Annotated in this window: 25 protein-coding genes; 11 read left to right on the forward strand and 14 right to left on the reverse strand. The window is 75.2% G+C overall.

Annotated elements, in window-relative coordinates; all coding sequences use genetic code 11:
• Positions 1 to 46 precede the first annotated feature (46 nt).
• The 4 genes from mca to ACYX4T_RS25165 all read left to right on the forward strand — a co-directional run bounded on the left by mca (position 47) and on the right by ACYX4T_RS25165 (position 4,223).
• The gene (mca, locus tag ACYX4T_RS25150) at positions 47 to 958 is read left to right on the forward strand and encodes a mycothiol conjugate amidase Mca (protein ID WP_476011946.1); all 912 of its coding nucleotides are present in this window, start codon (positions 47 to 49) and stop codon (positions 956 to 958) included.
• Positions 955 to 1,296 carry a hypothetical protein gene (locus ACYX4T_RS25155; protein WP_476011947.1) on the forward strand — a complete coding sequence of 114 codons (342 nt, stop codon included), beginning with the start codon at positions 955 to 957 and terminating at the stop codon, positions 1,294 to 1,296. Before mca ends, ACYX4T_RS25155 begins: the two co-directional genes overlap by 4 nt.
• 28 nt (positions 1,297 to 1,324) lie before the next feature.
• Entirely contained in the window at positions 1,325 to 3,370 is a 2,046-nt protein-coding gene (locus ACYX4T_RS25160; RefSeq protein ID WP_476011948.1) for a thioredoxin domain-containing protein, read from the forward strand.
• Between the two features lie 172 nt (positions 3,371 to 3,542).
• The gene (locus ACYX4T_RS25165; protein ID WP_476015368.1) at positions 3,543 to 4,223 is read left to right on the forward strand and encodes a hypothetical protein; all 681 of its coding nucleotides are present in this window, start codon (positions 3,543 to 3,545) and stop codon (positions 4,221 to 4,223) included.
• Between the two features lie 72 nt (positions 4,224 to 4,295).
• On the opposite strand, the gene trhA is transcribed toward ACYX4T_RS25165, so the two are convergent.
• The gene (trhA, locus tag ACYX4T_RS25170) at positions 4,296 to 4,925 is read right to left on the reverse strand and encodes a PAQR family membrane homeostasis protein TrhA (RefSeq protein WP_476015369.1); all 630 of its coding nucleotides are present in this window, start codon (positions 4,923 to 4,925) and stop codon (positions 4,296 to 4,298) included.
• A 186-nt stretch (positions 4,926 to 5,111) separates the two neighbouring features.
• Between trhA and ACYX4T_RS25175 the strand changes: the two genes are divergently transcribed.
• Complete coding sequence (locus ACYX4T_RS25175; protein WP_476015370.1) at positions 5,112 to 5,873, forward strand: isoprenyl transferase; 762 nt, start codon at positions 5,112 to 5,114, stop codon at positions 5,871 to 5,873.
• 133 nt (positions 5,874 to 6,006) lie between these two features.
• Here the strand turns inward: ACYX4T_RS25175 and ACYX4T_RS25180 are convergent, their stop codons facing one another.
• Positions 6,007 to 6,477, reverse strand: a complete 471-nt coding sequence (locus ACYX4T_RS25180) for a hypothetical protein (protein ID WP_476011949.1) — start codon at positions 6,475 to 6,477, stop codon at positions 6,007 to 6,009.
• A gap of 331 nt (positions 6,478 to 6,808) precedes the next feature.
• Here ACYX4T_RS25180 and ACYX4T_RS25185 point away from each other — a divergent pair, with 331 nt between their 5' ends.
• Positions 6,809 to 8,206 (forward strand): DUF885 domain-containing protein, encoded by a 1,398-nt coding sequence (locus ACYX4T_RS25185; protein ID WP_476011950.1) that lies wholly within the window; start codon positions 6,809 to 6,811, stop codon positions 8,204 to 8,206.
• A gap of 396 nt (positions 8,207 to 8,602) precedes the next feature.
• Positions 8,603 to 9,940, forward strand: a complete 1,338-nt coding sequence (locus ACYX4T_RS25190; RefSeq protein WP_476011951.1) for a PhoH family protein — start codon at positions 8,603 to 8,605, stop codon at positions 9,938 to 9,940.
• A gap of 61 nt (positions 9,941 to 10,001) precedes the next feature.
• Here the strand turns inward: ACYX4T_RS25190 and ACYX4T_RS25195 are convergent, their stop codons facing one another.
• A complete protein-coding gene (locus tag ACYX4T_RS25195) occupies positions 10,002 to 11,444 on the reverse strand; it encodes a GuaB1 family IMP dehydrogenase-related protein (RefSeq protein WP_476011952.1) in 1,443 nt (480 codons plus the stop codon).
• Between the two features lie 72 nt (positions 11,445 to 11,516).
• Here ACYX4T_RS25195 and ACYX4T_RS25200 point away from each other — a divergent pair, with 72 nt between their 5' ends.
• Positions 11,517 to 11,879: a DUF3817 domain-containing protein gene (locus ACYX4T_RS25200; protein WP_476011953.1), complete on the forward strand. Its 363-nt coding sequence runs from the start codon at positions 11,517 to 11,519 to the stop codon at positions 11,877 to 11,879.
• A gap of 31 nt (positions 11,880 to 11,910) precedes the next feature.
• Here ACYX4T_RS25200 and ACYX4T_RS25205 read toward each other — a convergent pair whose 3' ends face one another.
• From ACYX4T_RS25205 to glpX, 4 genes are all read right to left on the reverse strand, one after another.
• Positions 11,911 to 13,464 (reverse strand): ATP-dependent DNA ligase, encoded by a 1,554-nt coding sequence (locus tag ACYX4T_RS25205; protein ID WP_476011954.1) that lies wholly within the window; start codon positions 13,462 to 13,464, stop codon positions 11,911 to 11,913.
• Between the two features lie 42 nt (positions 13,465 to 13,506).
• On the reverse strand, positions 13,507 to 14,931 hold the full coding sequence (locus ACYX4T_RS25210; RefSeq protein ID WP_476011955.1) for a class II fumarate hydratase: 1,425 nt from the start codon (positions 14,929 to 14,931) through the stop codon (positions 13,507 to 13,509).
• 22 nt (positions 14,932 to 14,953) lie between these two features.
• Positions 14,954 to 15,487: a L,D-transpeptidase gene (locus ACYX4T_RS25215; RefSeq protein ID WP_476011956.1), complete on the reverse strand. Its 534-nt coding sequence runs from the start codon at positions 15,485 to 15,487 to the stop codon at positions 14,954 to 14,956.
• 69 nt (positions 15,488 to 15,556) lie between these two features.
• Positions 15,557 to 16,633 (reverse strand): class II fructose-bisphosphatase, encoded by a 1,077-nt coding sequence (gene glpX / locus ACYX4T_RS25220; RefSeq protein ID WP_476011957.1) that lies wholly within the window; start codon positions 16,631 to 16,633, stop codon positions 15,557 to 15,559.
• A 172-nt stretch (positions 16,634 to 16,805) separates the two neighbouring features.
• Between glpX and ACYX4T_RS25225 the strand changes: the two genes are divergently transcribed.
• Positions 16,806 to 17,405: a DUF4245 domain-containing protein gene (locus ACYX4T_RS25225; RefSeq protein WP_476011958.1), complete on the forward strand. Its 600-nt coding sequence runs from the start codon at positions 16,806 to 16,808 to the stop codon at positions 17,403 to 17,405.
• 3 nt (positions 17,406 to 17,408) lie between these two features.
• Here ACYX4T_RS25225 and ACYX4T_RS25230 read toward each other — a convergent pair whose 3' ends face one another.
• The 4 genes from ACYX4T_RS25230 to ACYX4T_RS25245 all read right to left on the reverse strand — a co-directional run bounded on the left by ACYX4T_RS25230 (position 17,409) and on the right by ACYX4T_RS25245 (position 20,745).
• Positions 17,409 to 18,563 carry a hypothetical protein gene (locus ACYX4T_RS25230; RefSeq protein WP_476011959.1) on the reverse strand — a complete coding sequence of 385 codons (1,155 nt, stop codon included), beginning with the start codon at positions 18,561 to 18,563 and terminating at the stop codon, positions 17,409 to 17,411.
• Positions 18,564 to 18,630: 67 nt separating this feature from the next.
• Positions 18,631 to 18,852, reverse strand: coding sequence for an exodeoxyribonuclease VII small subunit (locus ACYX4T_RS25235; RefSeq protein WP_476011960.1), 222 nt, complete (start codon positions 18,850 to 18,852; stop codon positions 18,631 to 18,633).
• An 82-nt stretch (positions 18,853 to 18,934) separates the two neighbouring features.
• Positions 18,935 to 20,179, reverse strand: coding sequence for an exodeoxyribonuclease VII large subunit (gene xseA / locus ACYX4T_RS25240; protein ID WP_476011961.1), 1,245 nt, complete (start codon positions 20,177 to 20,179; stop codon positions 18,935 to 18,937).
• Positions 20,176 to 20,745, reverse strand: coding sequence for a lipid droplet-associated protein (locus ACYX4T_RS25245; RefSeq protein WP_476011962.1), 570 nt, complete (start codon positions 20,743 to 20,745; stop codon positions 20,176 to 20,178). The genes xseA and ACYX4T_RS25245 overlap by 4 nt, the downstream gene beginning before the upstream one ends.
• Before the next feature lie 98 nt (positions 20,746 to 20,843).
• On the opposite strand from ACYX4T_RS25245, the gene ACYX4T_RS25250 reads away from it, so the two are divergent.
• Positions 20,844 to 21,830, forward strand: coding sequence for a 4-hydroxy-3-methylbut-2-enyl diphosphate reductase (locus tag ACYX4T_RS25250; RefSeq protein ID WP_476011963.1), 987 nt, complete (start codon positions 20,844 to 20,846; stop codon positions 21,828 to 21,830).
• Positions 21,831 to 21,937: 107 nt separating this feature from the next.
• Here the strand turns inward: ACYX4T_RS25250 and ACYX4T_RS25255 are convergent, their stop codons facing one another.
• From ACYX4T_RS25255 to ACYX4T_RS25265, 3 genes are all read right to left on the reverse strand, one after another.
• Complete coding sequence (locus ACYX4T_RS25255; protein WP_476011964.1) at positions 21,938 to 22,894, reverse strand: DUF6542 domain-containing protein; 957 nt, start codon at positions 22,892 to 22,894, stop codon at positions 21,938 to 21,940.
• A gap of 86 nt (positions 22,895 to 22,980) precedes the next feature.
• Positions 22,981 to 24,177, reverse strand: a complete 1,197-nt coding sequence (locus ACYX4T_RS25260) for a DNA recombination protein RmuC (protein ID WP_476011965.1) — start codon at positions 24,175 to 24,177, stop codon at positions 22,981 to 22,983.
• 16 nt (positions 24,178 to 24,193) lie between these two features.
• Positions 24,194 to 24,727, reverse strand: a complete 534-nt coding sequence (locus tag ACYX4T_RS25265) for a methylated-DNA--[protein]-cysteine S-methyltransferase (protein ID WP_476011966.1) — start codon at positions 24,725 to 24,727, stop codon at positions 24,194 to 24,196.
• Positions 24,728 to 24,812: 85 nt separating this feature from the next.
• On the opposite strand from ACYX4T_RS25265, the gene ychF reads away from it, so the two are divergent.
• Positions 24,813 to 25,886, forward strand: coding sequence for a redox-regulated ATPase YchF (gene ychF / locus ACYX4T_RS25270; RefSeq protein WP_476011967.1), 1,074 nt, complete (start codon positions 24,813 to 24,815; stop codon positions 25,884 to 25,886).
• The last annotated feature ends 7 nt before the right edge of the window (positions 25,887 to 25,893 follow it).

Below are 25,893 nucleotides of genomic sequence, written 5' to 3' on the forward strand. Positions count from 1 at the left end.
ACCCGTTGGCAACAGGACGACGCACGAGGACGGCTCCGGACAGACGATGAGCGCACTCCACTCCGACCAGCCGCTGCGGCTGATGACGGTGCACGCCCACCCCGACGACGAGTCCAGCAAGGGCGCCGCCACGTGCGCGCGCTACGTCGCGGACGGCATCGAGGTCATGGTCGTGACGTGCACCGGCGGCGAGGCCGGCAGCATCCTCAACCCCGCGATGGACACCCCCGAGGTCCGCGCCGACATGCCGGGCACCCGGTACGCCGAGATGGCGAGGGCGGCCGAGATCCTGGGGGTGGCGCACCGCTGGCTCGGCTTCGTCGACTCGGGGCTGCCCGAGGGCGACCCAAAGCCCCCGCTGCCCCCGGGCTGCTTCGCGCTCGAGCCGCTGGAGGTGCCCACCGAGGCGCTGGTGCGGGTCATGCGCGAGTTCCGCCCGCACGTCGTCGTCACCTACGACGAGACCGGCGGCTACCCCCACCCCGACCACATCCGCTGCCACGAGGTGTCGATCGCGGCGTGGGAGGCGTGCGGCGACCCGGACCGCTTCCCGCAGGCGGGCGAGCCGTGGCAGCCGCTGAAGCTCTACTACTCGCACGGCTTCTCGAAGGCGCGCATCCTGGCCTACCACGAGGCGTTGCTGGAGGCGGGCATGGAGTCGCCGTGGGCGGAGTGGCTGGAGCGCTGGGACGACTCGCGTCCCGACCCGGGCGCGCGGGTCACCACCCGGGTGCGGTGCGCCGAGTACTTCCCGGTGCGCGACGACGCCCTGAAGGCCCACGCCACCCAGATCGACCCCAACGGGCGCTGGTTCGCGATGCCGATGGAGATGCAGCAGCGGGTCTGGCCCACCGAGGAGTACGAGCTCGCGCGCTCGCTCGTCGGTGACGTCGCGGAGACCGAGTCGGCCGAGGACGGCGACCTGTTCGCGGGCATCCGGGAGCGGGTCGGCGCATGACACGCCTGGGCGTCTGGTGGACGCTGCTGCCGGTGGCGGCGCCCCCGCCCGGAGTGCCGCCGGGCAGTGAGCGCGGCGAGGAGTTCGGCAAGTCCTCGCCGATGGCGCTCGTCGTCATCCTGCTGCTCGGGCTGGCGACCGCGCTGCTCATCCGCTCGATGACCAAGCGGCTGCGCAACGTCCCCGCGTCGTTCGACCCGCCGGAGGAGGCGGGGCCGTCCGACCGTCCGGACCAGGACGATAAGCCGGACGCCGGAGGTCGACCGCCGGCCGCCCGGGGGAACGGACAGGGCGTGACGGAACGGACGGACGGGTCGCCCCCCACCGGCTCGCCCTGACCGGATCCGACTGCGACCATTCCCGGTCATGGCCAACCGGCTCGCCGGCTCCACCAGCCCCTATCTGCGACAGCACGCCGACAACCCGATCGACTGGCAGCCGTGGTCGTCGGCGGCGTTCGCGGAGGCGCGGCGGCGCGAGGTGCCGGTCCTGCTGTCGGTCGGGTACGCGGCCTGCCACTGGTGCCACGTCATGGCGCACGAGTCGTTCGCCGACGACGAGGTCGCGGCGTTCGTCAACGAGCACTTCGTGGCGATCAAGGTCGACCGCGAGGAGCGCCCGGACGTCGACGCGGTCTACATGGAGGCCACCCAGGCCATGACCGGCCAGGGCGGCTGGCCGATGACCTGCTTCCTCACCCCCGACGGCGACCCGTTCCACTGCGGCACCTACTACCCGGCCCGTCCGCACGGCGGGATGCCGTCGTTCACGCAGCTGCTCGGGGCCGTGGTGCGGGCGTGGACCCAGGAGGGCGAGCGGGTCCGCGACGCCGCGCGCGCGATCACGGGGCGGCTCGCGTCGGTGTCGCGCTCGCTGCCGGCCGCCGGGGTCGACCCGTCCGACCCCGCCACGCTCGCCGGCGCCGTCGCCGCCCTCACCGAGGACTTCGACGAGTCCCGCGGCGGGTTCGGGGGCGCGCCGAAGTTCCCGCCGTCGGCGGTGCTCGAGTTCCTGCTGCGCCACCACGAGCGCACCGGCAGCTCCGACGCGCTGGCGATGACCGAGATCACCGCCGAGGCGATGGCCCGCGGCGGGGTGTTCGACCAGCTCGCGGGCGGGTTCGCGCGGTACTCGGTCGACCCGGAGTGGGTCGTGCCGCACTTCGAGAAGATGCTCTACGACAACGCGCAGCTCCTCGGCGTCTACGCCCACCTCGCCCGGCTGACCGGGTCGGAGGCCACCGCGCGGGTCACCGACATGACCGCCGCGTTCCTCCTGCGCGACCTGCGCACCCCCGAGGGCGGCTTCGCCTCCGCCCTCGACGCCGACGCCGCCGGCGAGGAGGGCACGACCTACGTGTGGAGCCCCGCCGAGCTCGTCGAGGTGCTGGGCCCCGACGACGGCGCCTGGGCGGCCGCACTGCTGGGGGTCACCGAGGAGGGCACGTTCTCCGGCGGCCGCTCGACGCTGCAGCTGCGCGCCGACCCCGACGACCCCGGCCGCTGGCAGGCCGTCCGCAAGGCCCTGCTCGCCGCCCGCGGGCGGCGCCCGCAGCCCGAGCGCGACGACAAGGTCGTGGCCGCGTGGAACGGGCTCGCGGTCACCGCGCTCGTCGAGGCGTCGGCGGCGCTGGGGCGCGGCGAGTGGCTCGCCGCCGCCCGGCGCGCCGCGGCGCTGCTGCTACGCGTGCACGTCGTCGACGGCCGGTTGCGGCGCACCTCGCGCGACGGCGTGGTCGGCGACGCCCCCGCGGTGCTCGAGGACCACGCCGCGCTCGCCGGGGCGCTGCTCGCCCTGCACCAGGCCACCGGGGAGGCGCGCTGGCTCACCGAGGCCCGCGCGCTGCTCGAGACCACGCTCGACCACTTCGCCGAGACCGGCGACGACGGCGCGTTCACCGGCCGGTTCTGGGACACCGCCGACGACGCGGAGTCGCTGGTCACCCGGCCCCGCGAGGTCACCGACGGCGCCTCGCCGTGCGGGTCGTCGCTGATGGCGGGCGCGCTGCTGACGGCGTCGCTGCTCGTGGAGCCCGCGGCGTCCACCCGCTACCGGGAGCTCGCCGACGCCGCGGTCACCGAGGTCGGGGGCCTGCTCGCCCGGCACGCGCGGTTCGCCGGCGGATGGCTCGCCGTCGCCGAGGCCGCGGCGCACGGGCCGCTGCAGGTCGCCGTCGTCGCGGCCGACGACCCCGACGGCCGCGTGGGGCGGGTCCGCCTCGCCGACGCGGCCCGGCGTCACGCCCCCGGCGGCTCGGTGGTCGTCGCCGGCGAGCCCGACGCCGAGGGCGTGCCGCTGCTCGCCGAGCGGCCCCTGGTCGACGGTGCGCCCGCCGCGTACGTGTGCCGGGGCTTCGTGTGCGACCGCCCCCGCACCGCCGTCGACGACCTCGCGGCGGCGCTCGCCCGCTGAGCGTTCCCGGGTTCCGCAGCGAACGGGCGGTTCGCTGCTTCTACGCGCGCGAACTCCCCGTCGATCACCCGCGGACCGGGCCCTCGGCGCCCTACGCCACCGGCGAACACCACGTTCACCGTTGCTGTGTAATGCTGTAAGCGTTGCAGGAGCGCGGAGGGAGAGCGCGATGATGGTGGGACGCGGACACCGGGGTCGGCCGGGTCGTAGTGGTCCGGGACGCCGGGGCAGCGGTCGGGTGCCGGCGGACCTGCCCGGCACCGACGACCTCACCGGCTGGCTGCTCGGGCGGCTGCCGGACGGCTGGTTCGTCGGCGCGCCGTCGGTGACGGTCGACCGGGAGGAGATCCTCGTGGTCGGCGAGCTGCCGGCCCCGACCCTCGACGAGGGCGCCGACGAGGCGGCCCGCAGCGCCGCGGCGCGTGGGCGCATCGAGCGGTTCCGCGAGGAGACCCGCGACGAGCGCATCGAGGTCGCCCGGCAGGCCGAGCACCGCTACGGGCGCAAGGTCGCCTGGGGCGCGCGGATCGGTGACGTCGAGGAGCTGTTCACGACGCTGTCGGTGCCGGTGATGACGCGGCTGCGGCAGCAGGAGCGCCTGGTGCTCGACACGCTGGTCGACGCCGGCGTGGCCCGCTCGCGCTCGGACGCGCTGGCCTGGGCGGTCGCCCTGGTCGGCGAGCACGCCGGCACGTGGCTGGAGGACCTGCGCGGCGCGATGAGCGCGGTCGACGAGCTGCGGGCCAAGGGGCCGGTGCTCGACGACGACGCCCCGAGCGGCCAGGACGACACGGGCGGCGCTCGCGACCCCGGCGACGGGGGCGGCGGCGACCCGATCCCACCGCAGGCCTGAGGTCACCGAGGGACGCCCCCGCTGCGCCCGACGCCGCGGGGGCGTCCCTCGCTCGCGTCGGGACCCGACGCCTCAGCCGGCGTAGAGCACCAGCCAGATGGCGACGTGGTGACAGGCGGCGGCCACGACCGTCGCGGCGTGGAAGAACTCGTGGTACCCGAAGGTCCGCGGCCAGCCCACCGGCCGACGCCAGGCGTAGCACGCGGCGCCGAGGCTGTAGAACACCCCGCCGACCAGCAGCAGCACGAGGGCCGCGACGCCCCCGCGGTGGAGCAGGTCGGGGATGACGAACACCGCGACCCACCCGAGCGCCAGGTAGAACGGCACCCCGACCCAGCGCGGCGCGTGCGGCCACGCCACCTTGAGCACGACCCCGCCCAGCGCCCCGGCCCAGACCGTCGCGAGCACGATCAGCCCGGTGCGCTCGGGGAGGGCGAGTACGGCGAACGGCGTGTAGGTGCCGGCGATGAAGACGAAGATCATCGCGTGGTCGAGGCGCTTCATCAGCACGCGTCCGCGGGGGGTGACCCACGTCCGCCGGTGGTAGAGCGCGCTGACGCCGAAGACGCCGCAGACGGTCACCGAGTAGACGGCGACGGCGGCCGCGGCCTCGGCGGAGACGGTCGCGCCCGCGAGCGAGACCAGCACGATCCCGGCCGCCACGGCGACGACGAAGGACCACAGGTGCAGCCAGCCGCGCATCCGCGGTTTGACCGGCGTCGGCTCGGCGGCGGGGTCGATGACGGTCACGGTCACCAGGGTAGGTGTGGTCCCGGCCCGTGACCGCGCCTGTCGGTGACGTTCGTGGACACGTCACCGCCCCGTGACGGGGATCCGCGCCGTCAGGGCCACCGGCTAGCGTGGTGGCCCGTGACACTCCGGGACGATCTGCGCAGGGTCGCCTACTCGCTCTACGAGCGCCGGCTGCGCCGGCGCGGGGCGACGAGCGCGCCGCCCCGTCACATCGGGGTCATCCTCGACGGCAACCGGCGCTGGGCGCGCGAGGCCGGGCTGGCCGATCCGAGCGCGGGGCACCGCGCGGGCGCGGAGAAGATCGTCGACCTGCTCGACTGGAGCCAGGAGGCCGGCGTCGAGCTGGTCACCCTGTTCCTGCTCTCGACCGACAACCTCGACCGGCCCGCCGCCGAGCTCGACGCGCTGCTCGAGATCATCGCCTCGGCCGTGGAGGAGCTCGCGGCCCCGGCACGGCGGTGGCGGCTGCGCGTCGTGGGCAACCCGGACGCCCTCCCGCGCGAGATCGCCGAGCGGGTCGACGCCGCCGCGAGCAGCACCGCGGGCCGCGACGGGATGCAGGTCAACGTCGCGATCGGCTACGGCGGGCGTCAGGAGATCGCGGACGCCGTGCGCAAGCTGCTCCTGCGCCACGCGGAGGCGGGCACGTCGATCGAGGAGCTCGCCGAGGTCCTCGACGTCGACCACATCGCCGAGCACCTCTACACCTCGGGCCAGCCCGACCCGGACCTCGTCATCCGCACCTCCGGCGAGCAACGCCTCTCGGGCTTCCTCATGTGGCAGTCCGTGTACTCGGAGTTCTACTTCACCGAGGCGTTGTGGCCGCAGTTCCGGCACATCGATTTCCTGCGCGCCCTGCGCGATTATTCGCGGCGGAATCGCCGGCTCGGTCAGTAGGAATGCGCGAAACGGCCCCGGGAGCAGGTGCTCCCGGGGCCGTCGTGACCTGCGTCCTCGCGTCGGCCGTGCCATCCCCCGATGGGCACGGTCGCGCACAGATCAGAGGGCGCCTTCCGCGGCGCCTCGTCGCTCAGTCGTTGTCGTACGAGCTGAGGACGCCGAGCTGGTTGATCGGGGCCTGGATGTTGGTGTTGTTGATCCCGATCAGCTGGTCGCCGGTGTTGATCTGGTCGCCGCCGACGGCCGTGGCGCTGCTGCCGCCGTCGTCGTCGTTGTCGTCGCGGCCGCCGTGACCGTGGTGACCGCCGCGGTGCCCGCGACGGTCGTCGTCGTCGTCGCAGTCGTTCTCGTAGCTGCTGAGCACGCCGAGCTGGTTGATCGGGGCCTGGATGTTGGTGTTGTTGACGCCGACGAGCTGGCTGCCGGTGTTGCCCTGCCGGCCGCCGACCGCGGTCGCGCTCGCGCAGTCGCTCGAGGAGTGGCTCTCGGCGCGGTCGTGGTCGTGGTCGTGGCCGCGCATCTCGCCGGCGCTGGCCAGGGGAGCGAGGGAGATCATGCCCGCCGTCGCGCCCAGGACGACGATTCCCGCCTTCTTCAGCATCCAGTGCTCCAGTTTCGTTCGTGGTCATCGGCGGGAATTCGGGGTTCCCGTCGAATGGCTCCAGCCCCACGGACGGTGCGGCTGACGGGAGAAAAGCTATCTGCCGGCGGAGCCGCATTTCCAGCGGCGGCCCACCATCGAGTGATTGACAATTCCGAGCGCGACTGTAGTGCGATATCCGGGTGATCCACCGCGCGGTCGCACCCCGTTTTCCGCGGCCGGCGGGGCATTCAGTGGCCGTGCGTCGCAGCCCTCGACACCCGGGTGTCGTATCAAGGGCCGTGCGCCGCTGGACGAGGCTCCGGAGCGCCACTCGGCGTAGCCTCGTCCGGTGGTTGCGGACCCGGGCCCGGGCGGGGGTCTCGACGGGCCGGCGCGGGCCTACGTGGACCTCGCGCTGCGGCTCGACCGCGTGGTGCCCGGGGTGCTCGACGCCCACTTCGGCGACCCCGCCCACGCCGCCCGGGTCGCGGCCGCGCCGGCGCCCGACCCCCACGAGCTGGCCCGCGAGGCCGACCGCCTGCGCGCCGAGCTGGCCGGAGCCGCGACCCACTCCACGGACCCCGCCGACACCGCCCGCGTCGCGTTCCTCGACGCCCAGCTGCGGGCCTGCCGGGTGCTCGCCGAGCGGGCCGGCGGGCGGGACGTCGGCTTCGTCGACGAGGTCGAGCGCTGCTTCGACGTGCGGATCGCCCGGGGCGCCGAGGACCGCTACCGCGAGGCCCACCGCGACCTCGACGCCCTGCTCGGCGGGACGGGGGCGCTGCCCGACCGCCTCGCGGCGTTCCGCGACGGCGACCGCCTGCCCGCCGAGCACCTCGCGACGGCCCTGGCGGCGGCGGTGGCCGCGCTGCGCGAGCGGACCGCGGCCACGGTCGGCCTGCCGCCCCGCGAGGACGTGACGATCGAGGTCGTCGACGCCGCGCCGTGGAGCGGGTTCAGTCGCTGGATCGGACCCCGGCGCTCCGCGGTGGCCGTCAACGGCGGTATCGGGCACCGCGTCACGCACCTGCCCCTGCTCGTGGCCCACGAGGCATACCCGGGCCACCACACCGAGCACTGCCGGACCGCTGCCGGCCTCGCCGACTCCCTCGACGGCGCGGGGCGTCGCACCCGCCCCGAGCGCGAGGTCTTCCTCGCCCGCACCCCGCAGAGCCTCGTGGCCGAGGGCGCCGCCGAGCTGGGTCTCGAGGCGGTGGTCGGCCCGGGGTGGGGCCGGTGGAACGCCGAGGTCCTCGCCGCCGCGGGCGTGCCCGCCGACCCGGAGCGGGGCGCGCTCGGGGAGGCCGTCGAGGACGTCATGGCCCGGCTCGCGCCGGTGCGCCAGGACGCCGCGCTGATGCTGCACGACGAGCACCGCTCGCCCGACGAGGTCGTCGCGCACCTGTGCCGCTGGCTGCTCCTCGACGAGCCGCGGGCGCGGCGGATGCTCGAGTTCCTCGGTCATCCCCGGTGGCGCACCCACACCACGACCTACGTCGAGGGCGCCCGCCTGCTGCGCCCGTGGCTGCTGGGTGACGGGTCCCGACCCGCCGACGCGGTCACGGCGCGTCTCGTCCGCGTGCTCGACGCCCCGCCGACGCCCGCCGAGCTGCGGGCCGAGCGCCGGGCCGACCTGCGTGCCGCGGCCGTCGCCGCCCCGTCGCCCGCGACCAGCGGTCGCCCCGTCCGGTCCTCGGTGCTGCGCCGAACGGTCGGCGGTCGTCGCAGATCGCCCGAGAATCGGTGAGTCACGTCACCAACTCGTCACGCTCGTCGCGCGACAACGACCGGCTACCGGCGGTAGCGTCCGCGCCGACGGACCCGCACCGGATGCGGGGCGTCCGGGGAGGCCGGTAGTGGCAGATCGGGGCGGGACGGGGACGTCCACCGCTCGCGGAGCAGGTGCCCACGCGGCACTGCGCACCGCGATCGGCGCGACGCGACCGCCGCGCTCCGGTCCCGGGGGAGGGCCGGCACCCGGCACTGCCCCGCGATGGCGCAGGACGGCCCCCGGGCCGCGCCACCGCGCCGTCGAGCCACCGGGCTAGCCGACCCGTTCCTCCGAGGAACACAGTGGTCGCGGGTGCCGTGGCCGCTCGAGGGAGTCGTCGTGAGCGCAGCACCGGCCGAGCGTCCCGCTTCCGTGAGCACCGCCAGCACCCCCGCCGCCGACCCCTCCGGGGTCGCGGACGGCGTGCGCTGTTACGTCCTCGACACCTCCGTGCTGCTGTCGGACCCGTGGGCCCCCACGCGGTTCGCCGAGCACGAGGTCGTCCTGCCGCTCGTGGTCATCTCCGAGCTCGAGGGCAAGCGTCACCACTCCGAGCTGGGGTGGTTCGCCCGCGAGGCGCTGCGACTGCTCGACGACCTCCGCATCCACCACGGCCGCCTCGACCAGCCGCTCCCGATGACGCCCGAGGGCGGGACGCTGCGCGTCGAGCTCAACCACTCCGACCCGTCGGTGCTGCCGGCCGGGTTCCGGACGGCGGAGAACGACAGCCGCATCCTCGCCTGCGCCCTCAACCTGGCGGCGGAAGGCCACCCGGTCACCCTCGTCACCAAGGACATGCCGCTGCGGGTGAAGGCGGCGTCGGTGGGCCTGCCGGCCGACGAGTACCACGGGCAGGACGTCACGACGACGGGCTGGACGGGCACCGCCGAGGTCACGGCCACGCCCGACGAGGTGTCGACGCTGTTCGCCGACGGGCTCGCCGACGTCGAGGCCGCCCGCGAGCTGCCGTGCCACACGGGGCTGCGCCTGCTCGGGGGCACGTCCTCGGCACTGGGCCGCGTCACGCCGGACAAGCAGGTGCGCCTGGTGCGCGGCGACCGCGACGTGTTCGGCCTGCACGGCCGCTCCGCCGAGCAGCGCATCGCGATCGACCTGCTCTCCGACCCCGACGTCGGCATCGTGTCCCTCGGCGGGCGCGCCGGCACCGGCAAGTCGGCGCTCGCACTGTGTGCGGGCCTCGAGGCCGTGCTCGAGCGCCAGCAGCACCGCAAGGTCGTCGTCTTCCGCCCCGTCTACGCGGTCGGCGGCCAGGACCTCGGCTACCTGCCCGGCGGCGAGAACGAGAAGATGGCGCCCTGGGCGCAGGCGGTGTTCGACACGCTCGGCGCGCTGGTCTCGTCGAACGTGGTCGAGGAGGTCATCGAGCGCGGGATGCTCGAGGTCCTGCCGCTGACCCACATCCGCGGGCGCTCGCTGCACGACGCCTTCGTCATCGTCGACGAGGCCCAGTCGCTGGAGCGCAACGTGCTGCTCACCGTGCTCTCGCGGCTGGGCACCAACTCGCGTGTCGTGCTCACCCACGACGTGGCCCAGCGCGACAACCTGCGCGTCGGGCGCCACGACGGCGTCGCCGCCGTGATCGAGAAGCTCAAGGGCCACCCGCTCTTCGCCCACGTCACGCTGACGCGGTCCGAGCGCTCGCCCATCGCCGCGCTCGTCACCGAGATGCTGGAGGGGGAGCGGCTCTAAGGGTGGTCGCAGCGAACGGGTATCTCGCACGCATAGACGCAGCGAGATACCCGTTCGCTGCTCACCAGCCGGCGGGCAGCGGGCGACCCTCCGCGAACCCCGACGCCGACTGCACGCCCAGCACGGCGCGGGCGTGGAACTCCTCGAGCGTCGCCGCGCCGGTGTAGGTGCACGCCGAGCGCACGCCCGCGCAGATCGCGTCCAGGAGGTCCTCGACGCCGGGGCGCTGGGGGTCCAGGCGCATGCGCGAGGACGAGATGCCCTCCTCGAACAGGCCCTTGCGGGCGCGGTCGAAGGCGCCGTCGCCGCGGGTGCGGGCGCTGACGGCGCGCTTGGACGCCATGCCGAACGACTCCTTGTACGCCGCGCCGTGCTCGTCGCGCAGCAGGTCGCCGGGCGACTCGTAGGTGCCGGCGAACCACGACCCCACCATCACCGCCGACGCCCCGGCCGCGAGCGCGAGCGCGATGTCGCGGGGGTGGCGGACCCCGCCGTCGGCCCACACGTGCGCCCCGGCCGCCCGGGCCGCGGCCGCGCACTCCGCGACGGCCGAGAACTGGGGCCGCCCGACGCCGGTGGCCATGCGCGTCGTGCACATCGCGCCCGGGCCGACGCCGACCTTGACGATGTCCGCACCCGCCGCGACGAGGTCACGCGTGCCCGCGGCGGTGACGACGTTGCCGGCGACGAGGACGGCCCCCGGCGCGGCTCCCCGGGCGGCGGCCAGCGCCGCGAGCATCTTCTCCTGGTGGCCGTGCGCGGTGTCGACGACGAGCACGTCGACGCCCGCCGCGACCAGCTCCTTGACCCGCGTCGCCACGTCCCCGTTGACGCCGAGCGCCGCGGCGACCCGCAGGCGCCCGTCGGCGTCGACCGCGGGCCGGTAGACCTCGGCGCGCAGCGCGCCGGTGCGGGTGAGGATGCCGGCGAGGCGGCCGTCCTCGTCGACCCCGAGCGCGGGCGTGCCCGCGTGCGCCGGGTCCTGGAGCGCGTCGAACACATCGCGCGGGGCCGTCGTCACCGGCAGCGTCACCGCGGGGGACAGGACGTCGGCGAGGCGGGTGAAGCGGTCGACCCCGCTGCACGCCGACTCGTTGACCACCCCCACGGGCCGCCCGGCGTCGTCGACGACGACCACCGCGCCGTGCGCGCGCTTGTTGACGAGGTTCAGCGCGTCGGCCACCGCGTCGCCGGGGTGCAGCACGACCGGCGTGTCCCACACGGTGTGCCGCGACTTCACGCCCGCGACGATGTCGGCGACGGCGGCCGGGTCGACGTCCTGCGGGATGACGGCGAGCCCGCCGCGGCGCGCCAGCGTCTCGGCCATGCGCCGCCCGCTGACCGCGGTCATGTTCGCCGCGACGACGGGGATCGTGGCGCCCGACGGGTCGGCGGCACCGAGGTCGACGTCGGAGCGGGAGGCCACGTCCGACCGCGTCGGGACGAGGAAGACGTCGTCGTAGGTCAGGTCGTGGGGCGGGCGCCCGCCGTCGAGGAACTGCACGTGTCACGAGCCTACGCGTGGCGATCCCCGCACGGCGCTCCCGATCCGGCACGGCCCCGGCAGAGTGGAGGGGTGTCGTCCACCCTGACCCCGTCGCGCGCGCCCGCCCTCGCCCGCACCTTCCGCGCCGTCGCGATCGCCGAGGCCTGCTCCTGGATCGGGCTGCTGGTGGGAATGGTGTTCAAGTACCTCGTCGTGTTCGACGACCTCGGCGTCCGCGTGTTCGGGCCGGTCCACGGTGCGCTGTTCGTCGCCTACGTCGTGGTCGCGCTGGTCACGGCCCGCGTGTTCCGCTGGAGCGCGGCCACCACCGTGCTCGCGCTGGCGGCGAGCATCCCGCCGGCGGCGACGATCTGGTTCGAGCGCCGCGCGGTCCGGCGCGGCGAGCTCGGCGGGGAGCCGGTGGGGGCGCGAACGGGGGGTTCGCGCGCGTAGAAGCAGCGAACCGCCCGTTCGCTGCACCACCTCAGCCCCGCAGCGCCCGCACCGTCTCGATCGTGTCGGCCTCCGACGCCGGCTTGTCGTCGCGGTAGCGGACGACCCGGGCGAAGCGCAGGGCCACGCCGCCGGGGTAGCGGGTGGAGGTCTGGACGCCGTCGAGCTCGATCTCGACGACGATCTCCGGGCGTAGGTGGACGGTGTGCGCGTCCCGGTGCGTCTCGTACCGCGGGAACGTCTCGGTCTGCCAGGCGAGCGTCGCGTCGGTCATCCCCTTGAAGGTCTTGCCGATCATGACGAAGTCCCCGTCGGCCCCGCGCGCCCCGAGGTGGATGTTCGACAGCCACCCGCGCCGCCGCCCCGAGCCCCACTCGCAGGCCAGCACGACGAGGTCGAGCGTGTGCGACGGCTTGACCTTCTGCCACGCCCGCCCGCGCCGGCCCGCCGAGTAGGTGGAGTCGAGGGCCTTGACCATCGACCCCTCCTGCCCCGCGGCGAGCGCGTCGGCGACGGCGGCCTCGGCCTGCGCGACGGTCGGACGGACGACACCGGGGATGAGCCGGTCACCGACGACCCCGGCCAGCACCTCACGGCGCGCCGCCAGCGGCTCGTCGACGAGGTCGACGCCGTCGCGGTGCAGGCAGTCGAAGAACCAGGGCTGCATGGCGCCGCTGCCCAGGCCCTTCATCGACTCCTGGAACGGGCGCGGCCGGCCGTCCTCGGCGACGGCGAGGGTCTCGCCGTCCAGCACGACGGTGTCGACGGCGAGGCCCCGGACCAGCGCGACGATCTCGGGCACCGCGTCGGTGATCTCGTGCAGCGTCCGCGACCACACCCGCACCTCGTCGCCGCGCCGGTGCACCTGGATGCGCGCCCCGTCGAGCTTGTGCTCGACGACGACACCCGGGTCGCCGTCGGGGGCGCCGAGCTCGGCCAGGGCCGCGGCGAGCGAGTCGCCCGGCGAGGCCAGCATCGGGCGCAGCGGCCGCATGACCTCGAGCCCGACCGCGCCCAGCTCGACGACGGGGTCGCTGCCGGTGAGGGCGACGTGCGCGGTCGCCGGGAGCCGCCCCGAGAGCATGAAGGCGCGCCGCACGGCGTCGGCGGGCACCTCCACCCGACGTCCCGTCGCTCCGCCCGCCAGGGTCGCGGCGGCCGCCACCGCCTCGATCATGATCCCCTCGAGCGCGCCCTGGCGGAGCTCGCCGCCGAGCAGCCGCACGAGGAAGCGGCCCTCGTCCTCGGTCGCCGCGCCGAGCAGGCCGGCGAGCTCGGCCGCGCGCCGCGCCCCGACGCCCGTCCCCGAGCCGGCGAGCGCCGCGAGCCGGTCGAGGGCGGCGTCGACGTCGCCGACCGTCAGCGTCGACACCGTGGCCGGCGTCGGGGTGACGGCCTGCAGCGTGCGCCAGCCGATGCCCGTGCGGCCCTGCAGCATCTCGCCGGCGAGCCACGCCGTCGCCGGCCGGACCTCGTCGGGCTCCAGCGACGCGAGCAGCGTGGCGAGCGCCGCCGTCTTGGCCTTGCGCGAGCGTGTCGCCGCCACCTCGCCGGAGGTGGCGACGACCGCGCCGAAGAGCGTCACGACAGCATCAGCGACAGCATCAGCGACAGCGTCACGACCGCATCACGACGAGGAGTCGACCCGGGTCATCGCCAGCACGTCGAGCGCCTCGTCGAGCTGCTCCTGCGTGAGGCGGCCGTCCCGGACGTAGCCCTCGTCCTCGATGACCTCGCGGATCGTCTTCCGCTCCTTCATCGCCTGCTTGGCGATCTTCGCCGCCTCCTCGTAGCCGATGAGCCGGTTGAGCGGCGTGACGATCGCCGACGACGACTCGGCGTACCGGCGGCACGCCTCCTCGTCGGGCACCGTGTTCTCGAGGACCCGGTCGGCGAGCAGGCGGGCGGCCGCCGAGAGCAGCCGCGCCGACTCCAGGACGTTGTAGCCCATCACCGGCATCATGACGTTGAGCTCGAGGTTGCCCTGGCTGCCCGAGAACGCGACGGTGGCGTCGTTGCCCATCACCTGCGCGGCGACCATCATCGTCGCCTCGCAGATCACCGGGTTGACCTTGCCGGGCATGATCGACGAGCCGGGCTGCAGGTCCGGGATGCGGATCTCGGCGAGCCCGGTCGAGGGTCCCGACGACAGCCAGCGCACGTCGTTGGCGATCTTGTAGAGGCTGACCGCGACGGTGCGCAGCGCGCCCGACGCCTCGACGAGCCCGTCGCGGGCGCCCTGGGCCTCGATGTGGTCGCGGGCCTCGGAGAGCTCGGGGATGCCGGTGGCCTGCCGCAGCTCCTCGACGACCCGGCCGCCGAAGCCCTCCGGGGTGTTGATGCCGGTGCCGACCGCGGTGCCGCCGATCGGCAGCTCGGCGAGGCGGGGGAGCACGGCGCGCAGGCGTTCGGTGCCGTGGCTGCACTGGCTCGCCCAGCCCCCGGCCTCCTGGCCCAGGGTGATCGGCACGGCGTCCATGAGGTGCGTGCGCCCGGCCTTGACGACGTGGCGCCACTCCTGGGCCTTGCGGTTGAGCACCGCGCCGAGGTGGTCGAGCGCCGGGACGACGTCGCGCACGATCGCCTCGGACGCCGCGACGTGGATGGTGGTCGGGAAGACGTCGTTCGAGCTCTGCGAGGCGTTGACGTGGTCGTTCGGGTGGACCTTCTGGTCGGCCCCGGAGCTCTGCAGGGCGCGCGACGCGAGGGTCGCGATGACCTCGTTGGCGTTCATGTTCGAGCTCGTGCCCGAGCCCGTCTGGAACACGTCGATCGGGAACTCCCCGTCGTGGGCGCCGGAGGCCACCTCGTCCGCGGCCGCGGCAACCGCGTCGGCGAGGTCGGCGTCGAGCACCCCGAGCTCGCGGTTCGCCCGCGCGCACGCGCCCTTGACCAGCCCGAGCGCCCGGATCTGCGCGGGCTCGATGGGGCGTCCGGAGATCGGGAAGTTCTCGACGGCGCGCTGGGTCTGCGCGGCCCACAGCGCGGCGGCCGGCACCCGGACCTCGCCCATGGTGTCGTGCTCGGTCCGGTACTCCTGCTCGTCGGTCATACCGGCCAGTCTTTCACCGGGCTCAGCGCACCACCTGCACGGTGTCACCCGGCGAGAGGTTCGCGAAGAAGCGCTTCGACGCCGTCTTCCCGAGGTGGATGCAGCCGTGCGAGCGCTCCGAGAGGCTGCCGGTGTGGAACGCGATCGCCGGCGCGAAGAACACCGAGTACGGCATGTCGGCGTCGTAGAGGTTGCTGACGTGGTCGCGGTCCTTGTCGTCGACCGTGAACGTGCCGGTCGGCGTCGGGTCCTTCCGCGTGCCCCCGAGCGCGCCGACCGGCCCGTAGGTGACGGTCCCCGCGCCGTCGGTGAGCCACGCCCGCTGCTCGGAGAGGTCGACGCAGGCGTCGACGGTCGCGGCGCAGGGCGTGCCGGCGGTCATGGCGACCGCCGGCACGGCCGGCACAGCCGGCGCGGCCTGGGCCGGCAGCCCGGCCGGGGCGGGTGTCGGGGACGGCGCCGCGGCCGCGCCGCCGGCCCCGACGAGGAGCGCGGCGAGCACGGCGAGGATGACGGTCAGCAGGGCGGACGGGGACCTGTGCACAGGGGTCGACACGGGGACCTCCGAGAAGATTCTGGTCACATCGGGCTACCCCGAGCGACGCCGGATCATCCCATCCTCGTGCTAGAGGGCCGGGTGCTCGGGTCCCCACGCCGGGGTGCCGTCGGGATCGTCGTCGCGCCCGCCGAAGTCGACGTTCGAGTACTCCCGCAGCTTGTGCAGGCGGTGCCAGGCGTCGATCATCCGGACGGTCCCGGACTTCGAGCGCATCACCAGCGACTGCGTCGACGCGCCGCCCGCCCGGTAGTGCACCCCGCGCAGCAGGTCACCGTTGGTGACGCCGGTGGCGCAGAAGAAGATGTTCTCCCCGCGCACGAGGTCACCGGTGCGCAGCACGCGGTCGAGGTCGTGGCCCGCGCCCAGCGCCTTCTCGCGCTCGTCGTCGTCCTTGGGCCAGAGCTTGGCCTGCATCTCGCCGCCCATGCAGGCCAGCGCGGCCGCGGTGATGATCCCCTCGGGTGTCCCGCCGATGCCGAGCAGGATGTCGACACCGCTCTCCGGGCGGGCGGCGGCGATGGCGCCGGCCACGTCGCCGTCGGAGATGAAGCGGATGCGGGCGCCCGCGTCACGGATGTCCTGGACCAGCTGCTCGTGGCGCGGCCGGTCGAGCACCACCACCGAGACGTCGGAGACGTTGATGCCCTTGGCGCGGGCGACCGCGCGCAGGTTGTCGCGCACCGGGGCGTCGATGTCGACGACGTCGGCGCACTCGGGGCCGACGGCGAGCTTGGACATGTAGAAGACCGCGGAGGGGTCGAACATCGCGCCGCGCTCGGCGACCGCGAGCACGGCCAGCGCGTTCGGCATGCCCTTGGCCATCAGCGTGGTGCCGTCGACGGGGTCGACCGCGACGTCGCACTCGGGGCCGTCGCCGTTCCCGACCTCCTCGCCGTTGTAGAGCATCGGGGCCTCGTCCTTCTCGCCCTCCCCGATGACCACCGTGCCGCGCATCGACACCGAGCCGATGAGCTTGCGCATCGCGTCGACGGCGGCGCCGTCCCCGCCGTTCTTGTCGCCGCGACCGACGAAGCGGCCGGCGGCCATGGCGGCGGCCTCGGTGACCCGGACGAGCTCGAGCGCGAGGTTGCGGTCGGGCTGCTCGGGGGACCGGACGCGGGACGCGGCTTCCTGCGAGCTCACCGGGTGCACCTCCGTGGGGCGGGCGGGGTCACGGGTCGTGACGGGGTCCTTGACGGGGTCCTGACACCGACCGGCGGTGGTCCCGGCGGACGGATCGCCCATCCTCGCAGAACCGGGCCCGGCGGGCCGGTGTGCGGAAGCGCCTCACACCGCGGGTTGCGAGGATGGCGCCGTGTCCACCTCCCCCAGCGACCCCGGCGCGCGCGACCCCGGGCCCCGCAGCGGGCCGGCGGCGCTGCTGCGGGGTTTCGTGGTGCTCGGCGTCGCGGTGCTGCTGCTGGCGGGGCTGCTGCGCGCGTGCTCGTTCGCGCCCGGCCAACCCGAGGTCGACCGGGACAGCCTGCCCCGGATCGACCCGGCCGCCGAGCTGCGCCGCGCCCAGCCCTCGGTGGGCGTGCCGCTGCGGGTGCCGACGCTGCCGCCGGACTGGATCGCCCAGTCGTCCGACGTCGTGCTCCTCGGCCCCCCGGGGGCCACCGCGGTGCCGCGGGCGGCGCGCGTCGGGTGGGTGACGCCCGAGGACGAGTTCGCGCGCCTCGTGCAGTCGGACGCCGACGAGGTCGCGCTGGTCGTCTCGGAGGCGGGCGATCCCACCGCGACGGGCACGGTGGAGGCCGGCGGCCGGATGTGGGTGACGCACACCGGGCGGCGCGGCGAGGCGCTGTGGGTCACCGACGTCGACGGCGTGCGCCTGCTCGTCACCGGCAGCGCGCCGGTCGAGCGCTTCCGCCAGCTCGCCGAGGCCACGCTCGCGGCGCCGTTCGTGCGCTGATCCTCACCAGCGGTCGCGCGGCGGCGGCCCCCAGCCGTCGTCGGGGTCGGGACGGGGCTCGGGACGGGGCTGGGGACGGTCGGCGTCGCGGCGGTCGGCGTTGCGGCGGTCGGCGTCGCGGCGGGGGGCCTCGCGGCGGCCCACGCCGACCCGGTCCTCGTCCCCGCGGCCGCCCCCGCCCCCTCGCTGCGCCGACCAGCCGCCGGTCCACGCCTGCTCGTCCGGCCCGGCGGTGGGGAGGGCGCCGGGGGATGCCGACGGCGCCGGGTCCGCGGGCGGCTCGGGCGGCTCGGGCGGCTCGGGCCGCCACGCCCGGCCGTCGGTCGGGGCGGGGGCGGCGTACGGCTCGGCGCGGTGGCCCTGCGGGGTGTACGGCTCGGGCTCGGGGCCGGCGGGGTACGGAGCGGGCCCGGGCGCGAGGTGCAGCGCGGCGGCCACCCCCTCCCGCGAGAGCGAGTGCACGCTCTCGCGCAGCGCCCGGGTCGCGGCGGCCCGCAACTCGGCGGAGAACCGCGGCGAGGGGGCGAAGCGGCCGAAGGTGTCGCGCAGGAAGGCCAGCAGCAGGGTCGCGGTGGAGCGCGAGCGCCACATCGTCCAGCCGACGTAGAGGTCGCGGCCGTAGGGCTGGAGCAGCAGCATCGCCCGCTCGCTGTACTGCTCGAAGATCAGGACGGGCACGCCCGCCACGCTCGACGAGCGGACCTCGGCGGGGCTGCGGCGCGCCTCGGCGGCGGCGCGCACGTGCTCGAACGCGGCGCCCGCCGCGTCGCCGCGGTTCTCGAGCAGCCGTGCGTGCTCGGCGATCGGCTCCTTGGCCGGCGCGAAGAACGACGCGATGCCGGCGAGGTAGAGCACGACGATGACGAGCCCGAGCAGCAGGGACACGACGTCGGTGAGGTCGTCGGGCGAGGACATCGCGGCCAGGTAGTCGATGACCGCCTTGAGCAGGAGCAGCGCCGTGGGCACGACGAGGAACAGCAGCGTGCGCATGAGGTGCGGGGCGAGCATGCGGTAGGTGACGACGTCGTCGACCAGCCCGTCGGGCTCGACGTGCTGCTGGATCTCGCGGTGGTAGTCGGCGTGGGCGCCGGACACCGCCCGGTCGACCTCACCGCCGCCGCTGCCGCCGCTCCCGCTCGGGGTGTACGGGCTGCTCATGGGCGTCGAGTCTGCGCCATCACGGCGCTCGCGCGGGCTTCCCTCGCCCGGGTGTCGCCCGGCTGCCTCAGCCGTCGTCGCGGTGGCCGCCGTCGGCCTCGCCCAGCGCGGTCTCGACGCGCTCGCGGGCGCCGGCGAGGTGGCGCTCGCAGAGCCGGGCGAGCGTCTCGCCGCGCTCCCACAGCGCGAGCGAGTCCTCGAGGCTCAGCCCCCCGGACTCCAGGCGCGCCACGACCTGCTCGAGCTCGGCCCGCGCCTCCTCGTAGCCCGGCTCGTCGCTCTCCGTCATGCCCGCCATCTTCCCCCGTGCCAGCGAAGTGCCGTCACGGACACTCAACGTCCGTGACGCCACTTCGCTGACACCCCGGGCCTCAGTCGTCGTCGCGGTCGGTGACGGGGTTGACGACGGCGTGCACGGCGCCGTCGGCGAGGCGCACGCGCAGGTGGTCGCCGGCCGCGGGGGTGGCGGCGGAACGCAGGACCGGGGCGTCCACCGCGTCCCCGTGCTGCACGATCGCGTAGCCGCGGGCGAGGGTGGCGGCGGGCCCGAGGGCGGTCAGCGAGGCCCGCAGGTGGCGCACGTCGGCGTCGCGGGCGGTGAGGCCGGCGTCGAGCACCTGGCGGGCGCGGGCGCGCAGGGCCGCGACGGCGTCGGCGCGCGCGGTCACGGGGCCGAGCGGGTCGGCGAGCACCGGGCGGCGGCGCAGCGCGGCGAGCCCCGCCTCCTCGCGCTCGACCCACGCGTGCAGGGCGCGGTGCGCGCGACGGCGCAGCTGGGCGAGGTGCGCGGTCTCCTCGGCGAGGTCCGGGACGATCCGCTTCGCCGCGTCGGTCGGCGTCGCGGCGCGGAGGTCGGCGACGTGGTCGACGAGCGGGGTGTCGGGCTCGTGCCCGATCGCCGAGACGACGGGCGTGCGGCACGCCGCCACCCCGCGGCACAGCGCCTCGTCGGAGAACGGCAGCAGGTCCTCGACGCTGCCGCCGCCGCGGGCGAGCACGATGACCTCGACGTCCGGGTCGCGGTCGAGCGCGCGCAGGGCGTCGAGGATCTCGGGGACCGCCTGCGCGCCCTGAGTGGGGGTGTTGTAGGTGCGGAAGCGCACCGCCGGCCACCGCGTCGTCGCGACCGTGACGACGTCGTGCTCGGCGGCGCTCGCCCGCGACGTGATCAGGCCCACGCAGCGCGGCAGCCGCGGCGGGCGGCGCTTGCGGCCCGGGTCGAACAGGCCCTCGGCGGCGAGCAGCGCGCGCAGGCGCTCGATGCGGGCGAGCAGCTCGCCGACCCCGACCGGCCGGATCTCGTCGACGCGCAGCGACAGCGTCCCGCGCCCGAAGAAGTACGACGGCCGGCCGTGCACCACCACCCGCGCGCCCTCGGCCAGCGGCGGCACGGCCCCGCGCACCATCGACGTCGGCGCGGTGAGCCCCAGCGACACGTCGGCCGCGGGGTCGCGCAGCACGAGGAACGCCGTCGAGCTCCCGGGGCGCGCGGTGACCTGCGTGAGCTGGCCCTCCACCCACACCGCACCGAGCCGCTCGATCCAGGCCGCGATCTTGCGCGCGACCGTGCGGACCGGCCACGGCTCCTCGGCGCTGGTGGCCGGCGGGGTGGTCACTCGGCGTGCAGCGTGGCGATCCGGTTGGACAGCATCGTCACGAACGGCGGGCGCGCGGCGTGGGCCTGCTCCCAGGCGAGCAGCTCCTCGACGTCCTCGACCGACAGCGAGCGCAGCTTCCCGCGCAGCTGGGCGATGGTCATCGTCTCGTAGCCCGGCAGCACGTCGGGGGTCACCGACGCCGTCTCGCCGTCGTCGCCGACGACGCCGAGCGCGGGCGCGGCCGCGTGACCGTTGACGCGCGGGGTGCCGGCGAGGTCGGTGCTCTCCAGCGAGGTGTCGTCGACGTCGTACGACGCGTACCCGCTGGGCAGCGCCTCGGGCAGGTCGTCGTCGAAGCGCGCCCACGACGGGGCCTCCTCGACCGGTCGCATCCCGTCGAGCGCGGTGTCGCCCTTGATCGCCAGCTCGGTGACGACCTGCTGCGCTCGCATCGTCATCTGCAGCACGCGGCTGACGGCCGTGATGGGCAGGCCGGCGACCGTGCGCGGGAGGTCCTTGGCCTCCTCGACGGCGGTGACGACCAGACCGGCGGCGACCCGCACCGGGAACGGGAGCGAACTCATACGGCACAGGGTGCCAGCAGCGGGCGGGTGATGTGCGGACGGCCACGGGCGGGGTCGCGCGGCCGGTCGGTGACGCGCGTCGCCCGTAGGCTGGTGGTATGTCCCGTGAGCACCCGGCCGAGCCCGCCAGCGCGTCCCGCGTGCTGCTCGCCAAGCCCCGCGGCTACTGCGCCGGCGTCGACCGCGCCGTCGTGGCCGTGGAGAAGGCGCTGGAGACCTACGGCGCGCCCGTGTACGTCCGCAAGGAGATCGTGCACAACCGCCACGTCGTGAACACCCTCGCCGAGCGCGGCGCGGTGTTCGTCGAGGAGACCGACGAGGTGCCCGAGGGCGCCACCGTCGTCTTCTCCGCGCACGGCGTCTCCCCGGCGGTGCACGCCGAGGCCGCGGCCCGCGAGCTGCGCACCGTCGACGCCACCTGCCCGCTGGTGACCAAGGTGCACCAGGAGGCCAAGCGCTTCGCCCGCGACGACTACGACATCCTGCTCATCGGCCACGAGGGCCACGAGGAGGTCGAGGGCACCGCCGGCGAGGCGCCCGATCACGTGCAGCTGGTCGACGGTCCGTCCGCCGTCGCCGACGTCACGGTGCGCGATCCCGAGAAGGTCATCTGGCTGTCGCAGACGACGCTGTCGGTCGACGAGACGCTCGAGACCGTCCGCGCCCTGCGCGAGCGCTTCCCCGCGCTGTCCGACCCGCCGTCCGACGACATCTGCTACGCCACGCAGAACCGCCAGGTCGCGGTGAAGCAGATGGCGCCCGAGTGCGACCTCGTGCTGGTCGTCGGGTCGCGCAACTCCTCGAACTCCGTGCGTCTCGTCGAGGTCGCGCTGCAGGCCGGTGCCGCCGACGCGCACCTCGTGGACCACGCCGGCGAGATCGACGAGGCGTGGCTGGACGGGGTGCGCACGGTCGGGGTGACCAGCGGCGCCTCGGTGCCCGAGATCCTCGTCGGCGACGTCCTGCACTGGCTCGCCGACCGCGGCTGGGCCGACGTCGAGGAGATCACCACCGCGAACGAGAAGCTGACCTTCTCCCTGCCCCGCGAGCTCAAGCGCGACATGAAGCCCCAGGCGGTGCGGTAGGTCCCGTTCGCCGGCCCCACGTAGAAGCAGCGAACGAGCTGTTCGCTGCTTCTACGCGCGCGAACTCCTCGTTGATCACGTGAGTGAGGGTCCACCCGACGGATCGCTCAGCGCGGGCCGTCGGGCCCGTCGACGCGGCGGGGCACGCGGCGGACGCCGGGCCCGAACTCGTCGTCCGGGTCGTCGGGACGCACCGGGCGGCGCCGGTCGTCGGCCGGGCGACGGCCCTCGTCCCGCGCGGGCCGGGCCTGGATGCGCACCCGGCGGGGCCGGTCGAGGGGGTCGCGGTCGCGGGGGTCGCGGTCGAGGGGGTCGCGGTCGCGCGGGTCCCGGTCGCGCGGGTCCCGGTCGCGGTCGCGGCCCTTGGACGGCCGGTCCCGGTCGCGGTCCTTGGGCAGCCGGTCACGGTCCTTGGGCAGCCGGTCACCGTCCTTCGACGGCCGGTCACGCGGGTCGCGGTCACGCGGGTCGCGTTCACGCGGGTCCCGGTCGCGCGGGTCCCGGTCGCGCAGGTCCCGGTCGCGGGGACCGCGGTCGCGCGGCGGCCGGTCGCGCGGGTCCCGGGGCGGCCGGTCGGGGCGCTCGGGGCGGGCGCCGGGGTCGAGCTCCTCCTCCGGCCGCTGGTAGGGCTCGAGACGCGAGCGGATGAACCCGAGCGCGAGGCAGATCGCCGTGGTGACGGCGAGGGTCGGGAAGGCGTTGACCAGCGGCCCGCCGACCGCCAGCAGCGTCGAGGCGGTGCCGCCGGAGCGGGGGAGCGAGCCGGTCGCGGCGACGACCACCGGCACCCCGATCGCGAGCAGCAGCGGTGGCTGCACGAGCGGGACGAACAGCGAGTCGCGGCGCGCCCACGCCGTCGCGAGGATGCCGCCGGCGGCGAAGCAGGCGGTGAAGACGACCCCGAGCTCGCCGGCGGTCAGCAGGTCGACGGCGATGCCGAGGGCGGTGAACGTCGCGCCGAGCGCCAGCGACCCCCACCACCGCAGCCCGCGCAGTGACCGGACGACGGAGCGCTCGCCGGGGCCGACGGCCCCGGTCGCGGCGTCCTCCCGCGTGCTGGTCACCCCTCAACGCTAGCGGTCGGGGTGTGCCGTTCCGTCCGGCCGCCACGTCGCCCGGCGATCTCCGTGACGTGGACCACCCGATCGCCCTACGCGGTGGTACCGGTGTCGTCGGCCGGCGCCCGCGGGCGGCGTTCGACCTGATCCGGGCACTCGAGCTCCGCGCCGGTCACGGACAGGTCGGCGAAGCGGCGGGCGCTGACGAGCACGCGTGACTCCAGCGAGCTCACCGTCTCGTTGAACGACCGCACGCTGCCGTCGAGGGAGCGGCCGAGCCGGGTCAGGTGCCCCGAGAGCGTGGCCAGCCGGCCGTGCAGCTCGCGACCCAGCGCGTGCACCTGGGCCGCGTTGCGCGCCAGCGCCTCCTGCCGCCAGGCGTAGCCGACGGTGCGCAGCAGGGCCATGAGCGTGGTGGGCGTCGCGATGACGACGTCGGCGCCGAACGCGTGCTCGAGCAGCGCCGGGTCGGCCTCGAGCGCCGCGGAGAGGAACACCTCGCCCGGCACGAACATCACCACGAACTCCGGCGACGGGTCGAAGCGCCGCCAGTAGGCCTTGGCGCCGAGCGCGTCGACGTGCGCGCGGACCTGCTTGGCGTGCGCGGCCACCCGCTCGCGGCGGGCGGCGTCGTCGCGGGCCTCGGTGGACTCCACGTACGCCGCGAACGGGACCTTGGCGTCGACCACCACCTGCTTGCCGCCCGCGAGGTGCACGACGAGGTCGGGGCGCTGGGCGCCGTCGTCGTCGCTGCCCGCCGCGTGCGCCTGCCGGGTGAAGTCGCAGTGCTCGACCATGCCCGCGAGGTCGACGACCCGCTCGAGCTGCAGCTCGCCCCAGCGCCCGCGCACGTGCGGGGCGCGCAGGGCCCCGGCCAGCGCCCGCGTCTCGCCGGCGACGCCCTGCGCGCTGGTGGCGACCGCCCCGACCTGCTCGCGCAACGAGGCGAACGCGACCTCCCGCTCCCGCTCCGCGCCGGCGAGCTGGCGCTCCATGCGCTGCAGGGTGGCGGCCACCGGCTCGAGCACGCGATCGAGCGCGTCCGACGACGCCGACGTCGCCGCCGCGCGTACCGCGGGCACCATCGCCCGCTCGCGCTCGCCGGCGCCCCGCCGCTCCGCGTCGAGCTCGGCCCGCGCCGCCGCCACCTCGGCGCCCGCGCGGCGCACCGCGTCCGACACCGCCGCGTCCCGCCACGCCCGCGCCAGGCGCAGCGCGAACCACGCGCCGATCGCCGCGCCCAGCACCAGCCCCAGCAGGAGCCCCGTGAGCACCCCCTCGACCGTCATGGTCACCGAGGATGGATCACACCCCCGACAGTGATCCCCCGGGCGGCGCGGGGAGCCGGCTCTTCTCCATCGCGAGCAGCCGGTCCTTGAGCTCCAGGCCCCAGCGGTAACCGCCGAGCGCCCCGCCGCGGCGCACCACGCGGTGGCACGGCACGAAGAGGGTGGCGGCGTTGTGCACGCAGGCGCGGGCCGCGAGGCGGTGGCCCCTCGGGTGCCCGGCGGCCGCGGCGAGCTCGCCGTACGTCGTCGACACCCCGGGCGGCACCGCCCGCAGCGCCGTCCAGATCGCGGTCGTCGCCGGCCCGCTGATCTGGCGCACCGGGACCGACGCCGCCGGCGCGGGGTCGCCCTCGTGGAACGCCGTGACCGCGGCCGTGACGGCCCCGAGGTCGGCCCGGCGGGCGGGGTCGGTGGGGCGCAGCTCGGCGTGGACGAGGGCGAGCAGGCCGTCGACGTCGTCGGTCCAGCCCGACGCGAGGACGGCGCCCTCGTCGTCGACGAGGGTCGTGAACGGGCCGAGCACGGTGGGGATCGTGGCGATGGCGGGCACGGGAGCCTCCGGGTGAGAAGTGTCGTCACCCTGGTTGGACGCCGCCGCGGCCCGTCCGGATCCCCCGCTGGCAGACTGGGATCCCGTGAGCTTGACCCTCGGCATCGTCGGCCTGCCCAACGTGGGCAAGTCGACGATGTTCAACGCCCTGACCCGCAACGACGTCCTGGCGGCGAACTACCCGTTCGCCACCATCGAGCCGAACGTCGGCGTGGTGCCCCTGCGCGATCCGCGCCTCGACCGTCTCGCGGCGATGTTCTCCTCGGAGAAGATCGTGCCGGCGACGGTGTCGTTCGTCGACATCGCCGGCATCGTCTCCGGGGCCAGCGAGGGCGCCGGGCTGGGCAACAAGTTCCTCGCCAACATCCGCGAGGCCGACGCGATCTGCCAGGTCGTGCGCGTGTTCGCCGACGACGACGTCGTCCACGTCGACGGGCGGGTCGACCCGGCCGCGGACATCGAGACCATCGCGACCGAGCTCGTCCTCGCCGATCTGCAGACGATCGACAAGGCCCTCCCGCGCCTCGAGAAGGAGGCCCGGGTCAAGAAGGAGACCAAGGCCGCCGTCGACGAGATCCAGCACGCGCAGTCGGTGCTGAACGAGGGCCGCACGCTGTTCTCGGCAGGCCTCGACTCGCCACGCCTGCGCGAGCTGAACCTCATGACGGTCAAGCCGTTCCTCTACGTCTTCAACGCCGACGAGCCCGTGCTGACCGACGACGCGCGGCGCAAGGAGCTCGCCGAGCTCGTCGCCCCGGCCGAGGCGGTGTTCCTCGACGCGAAGGTCGAGGCGGAGCTGCTCGAGCTCGACGCCGAGTCGGCGCAGGAGCTGCTCGAGTCGATCGGCCAGCCCGAGCCGGGTCTCGACGCGCTGGCCCGCGCCGGCTTCCGCACCCTCGGCCTGCAGACCTACCTGACGGCCGGGCCCAAGGAGTCGCGGGCCTGGACGATCCGCATCGGCGCCACGGCGCCCGAGGCGGCCGGGGTGATCCACACCGACTTCCAGAAGGGCTTCATCAAGGCCGAGATCGTCTCCTACGACGACCTCGTGGCGGCCGGGTCGATGAGCGCGGCGAAGACCGCGGGCAAGGTCCGCATGGAGGGCAAGGACTACGTGATGCAGGACGGCGACGTCGTCGAGTTCCGGTTCAACGTGTAGTCCGAGG

Source organism: Actinomycetospora sp. ABD4_176 (assembly GCF_056311855.1).

Bases quoted from the DNA above. Each gene is read 5' to 3' on its own strand.
- mca (WP_476011946.1), top strand. From the start codon at position 47: ATGAGCGCACTCCACTCCGACCAGCCGCTGCGGCTGATGACGGTGCAC.
- ACYX4T_RS25155 (WP_476011947.1), top strand. From the start codon at position 955: ATGACACGCCTGGGCGTCTGGTGGACGCTGCTGCCGGTGGCGGCGCCC.
- ACYX4T_RS25160 (WP_476011948.1), top strand. From the start codon at position 1,325: ATGGCCAACCGGCTCGCCGGCTCCACCAGCCCCTATCTGCGACAGCAC.
- ACYX4T_RS25165 (WP_476015368.1), top strand. From the start codon at position 3,543: ATGGTGGGACGCGGACACCGGGGTCGGCCGGGTCGTAGTGGTCCGGGA.
- trhA (WP_476015369.1), bottom strand. From the start codon at position 4,925: ATGCGCGGCTGGCTGCACCTGTGGTCCTTCGTCGTCGCCGTGGCGGCC.
- ACYX4T_RS25180 (WP_476011949.1), bottom strand. From the start codon at position 6,477: ATGCTGAAGAAGGCGGGAATCGTCGTCCTGGGCGCGACGGCGGGCATG.
- ACYX4T_RS25210 (WP_476011955.1), bottom strand. From the start codon at position 14,931: ATGACCGACGAGCAGGAGTACCGGACCGAGCACGACACCATGGGCGAG.
- ACYX4T_RS25230 (WP_476011959.1), bottom strand. From the start codon at position 18,563: ATGAGCAGCCCGTACACCCCGAGCGGGAGCGGCGGCAGCGGCGGCGGT.
- ACYX4T_RS25235 (WP_476011960.1), bottom strand. From the start codon at position 18,852: ATGACGGAGAGCGACGAGCCGGGCTACGAGGAGGCGCGGGCCGAGCTC.
- ACYX4T_RS25245 (WP_476011962.1), bottom strand. From the start codon at position 20,745: ATGAGTTCGCTCCCGTTCCCGGTGCGGGTCGCCGCCGGTCTGGTCGTC.
- ACYX4T_RS25250 (WP_476011963.1), top strand. From the start codon at position 20,844: ATGTCCCGTGAGCACCCGGCCGAGCCCGCCAGCGCGTCCCGCGTGCTG.
- ACYX4T_RS25260 (WP_476011965.1), bottom strand. From the start codon at position 24,177: ATGACGGTCGAGGGGGTGCTCACGGGGCTCCTGCTGGGGCTGGTGCTG.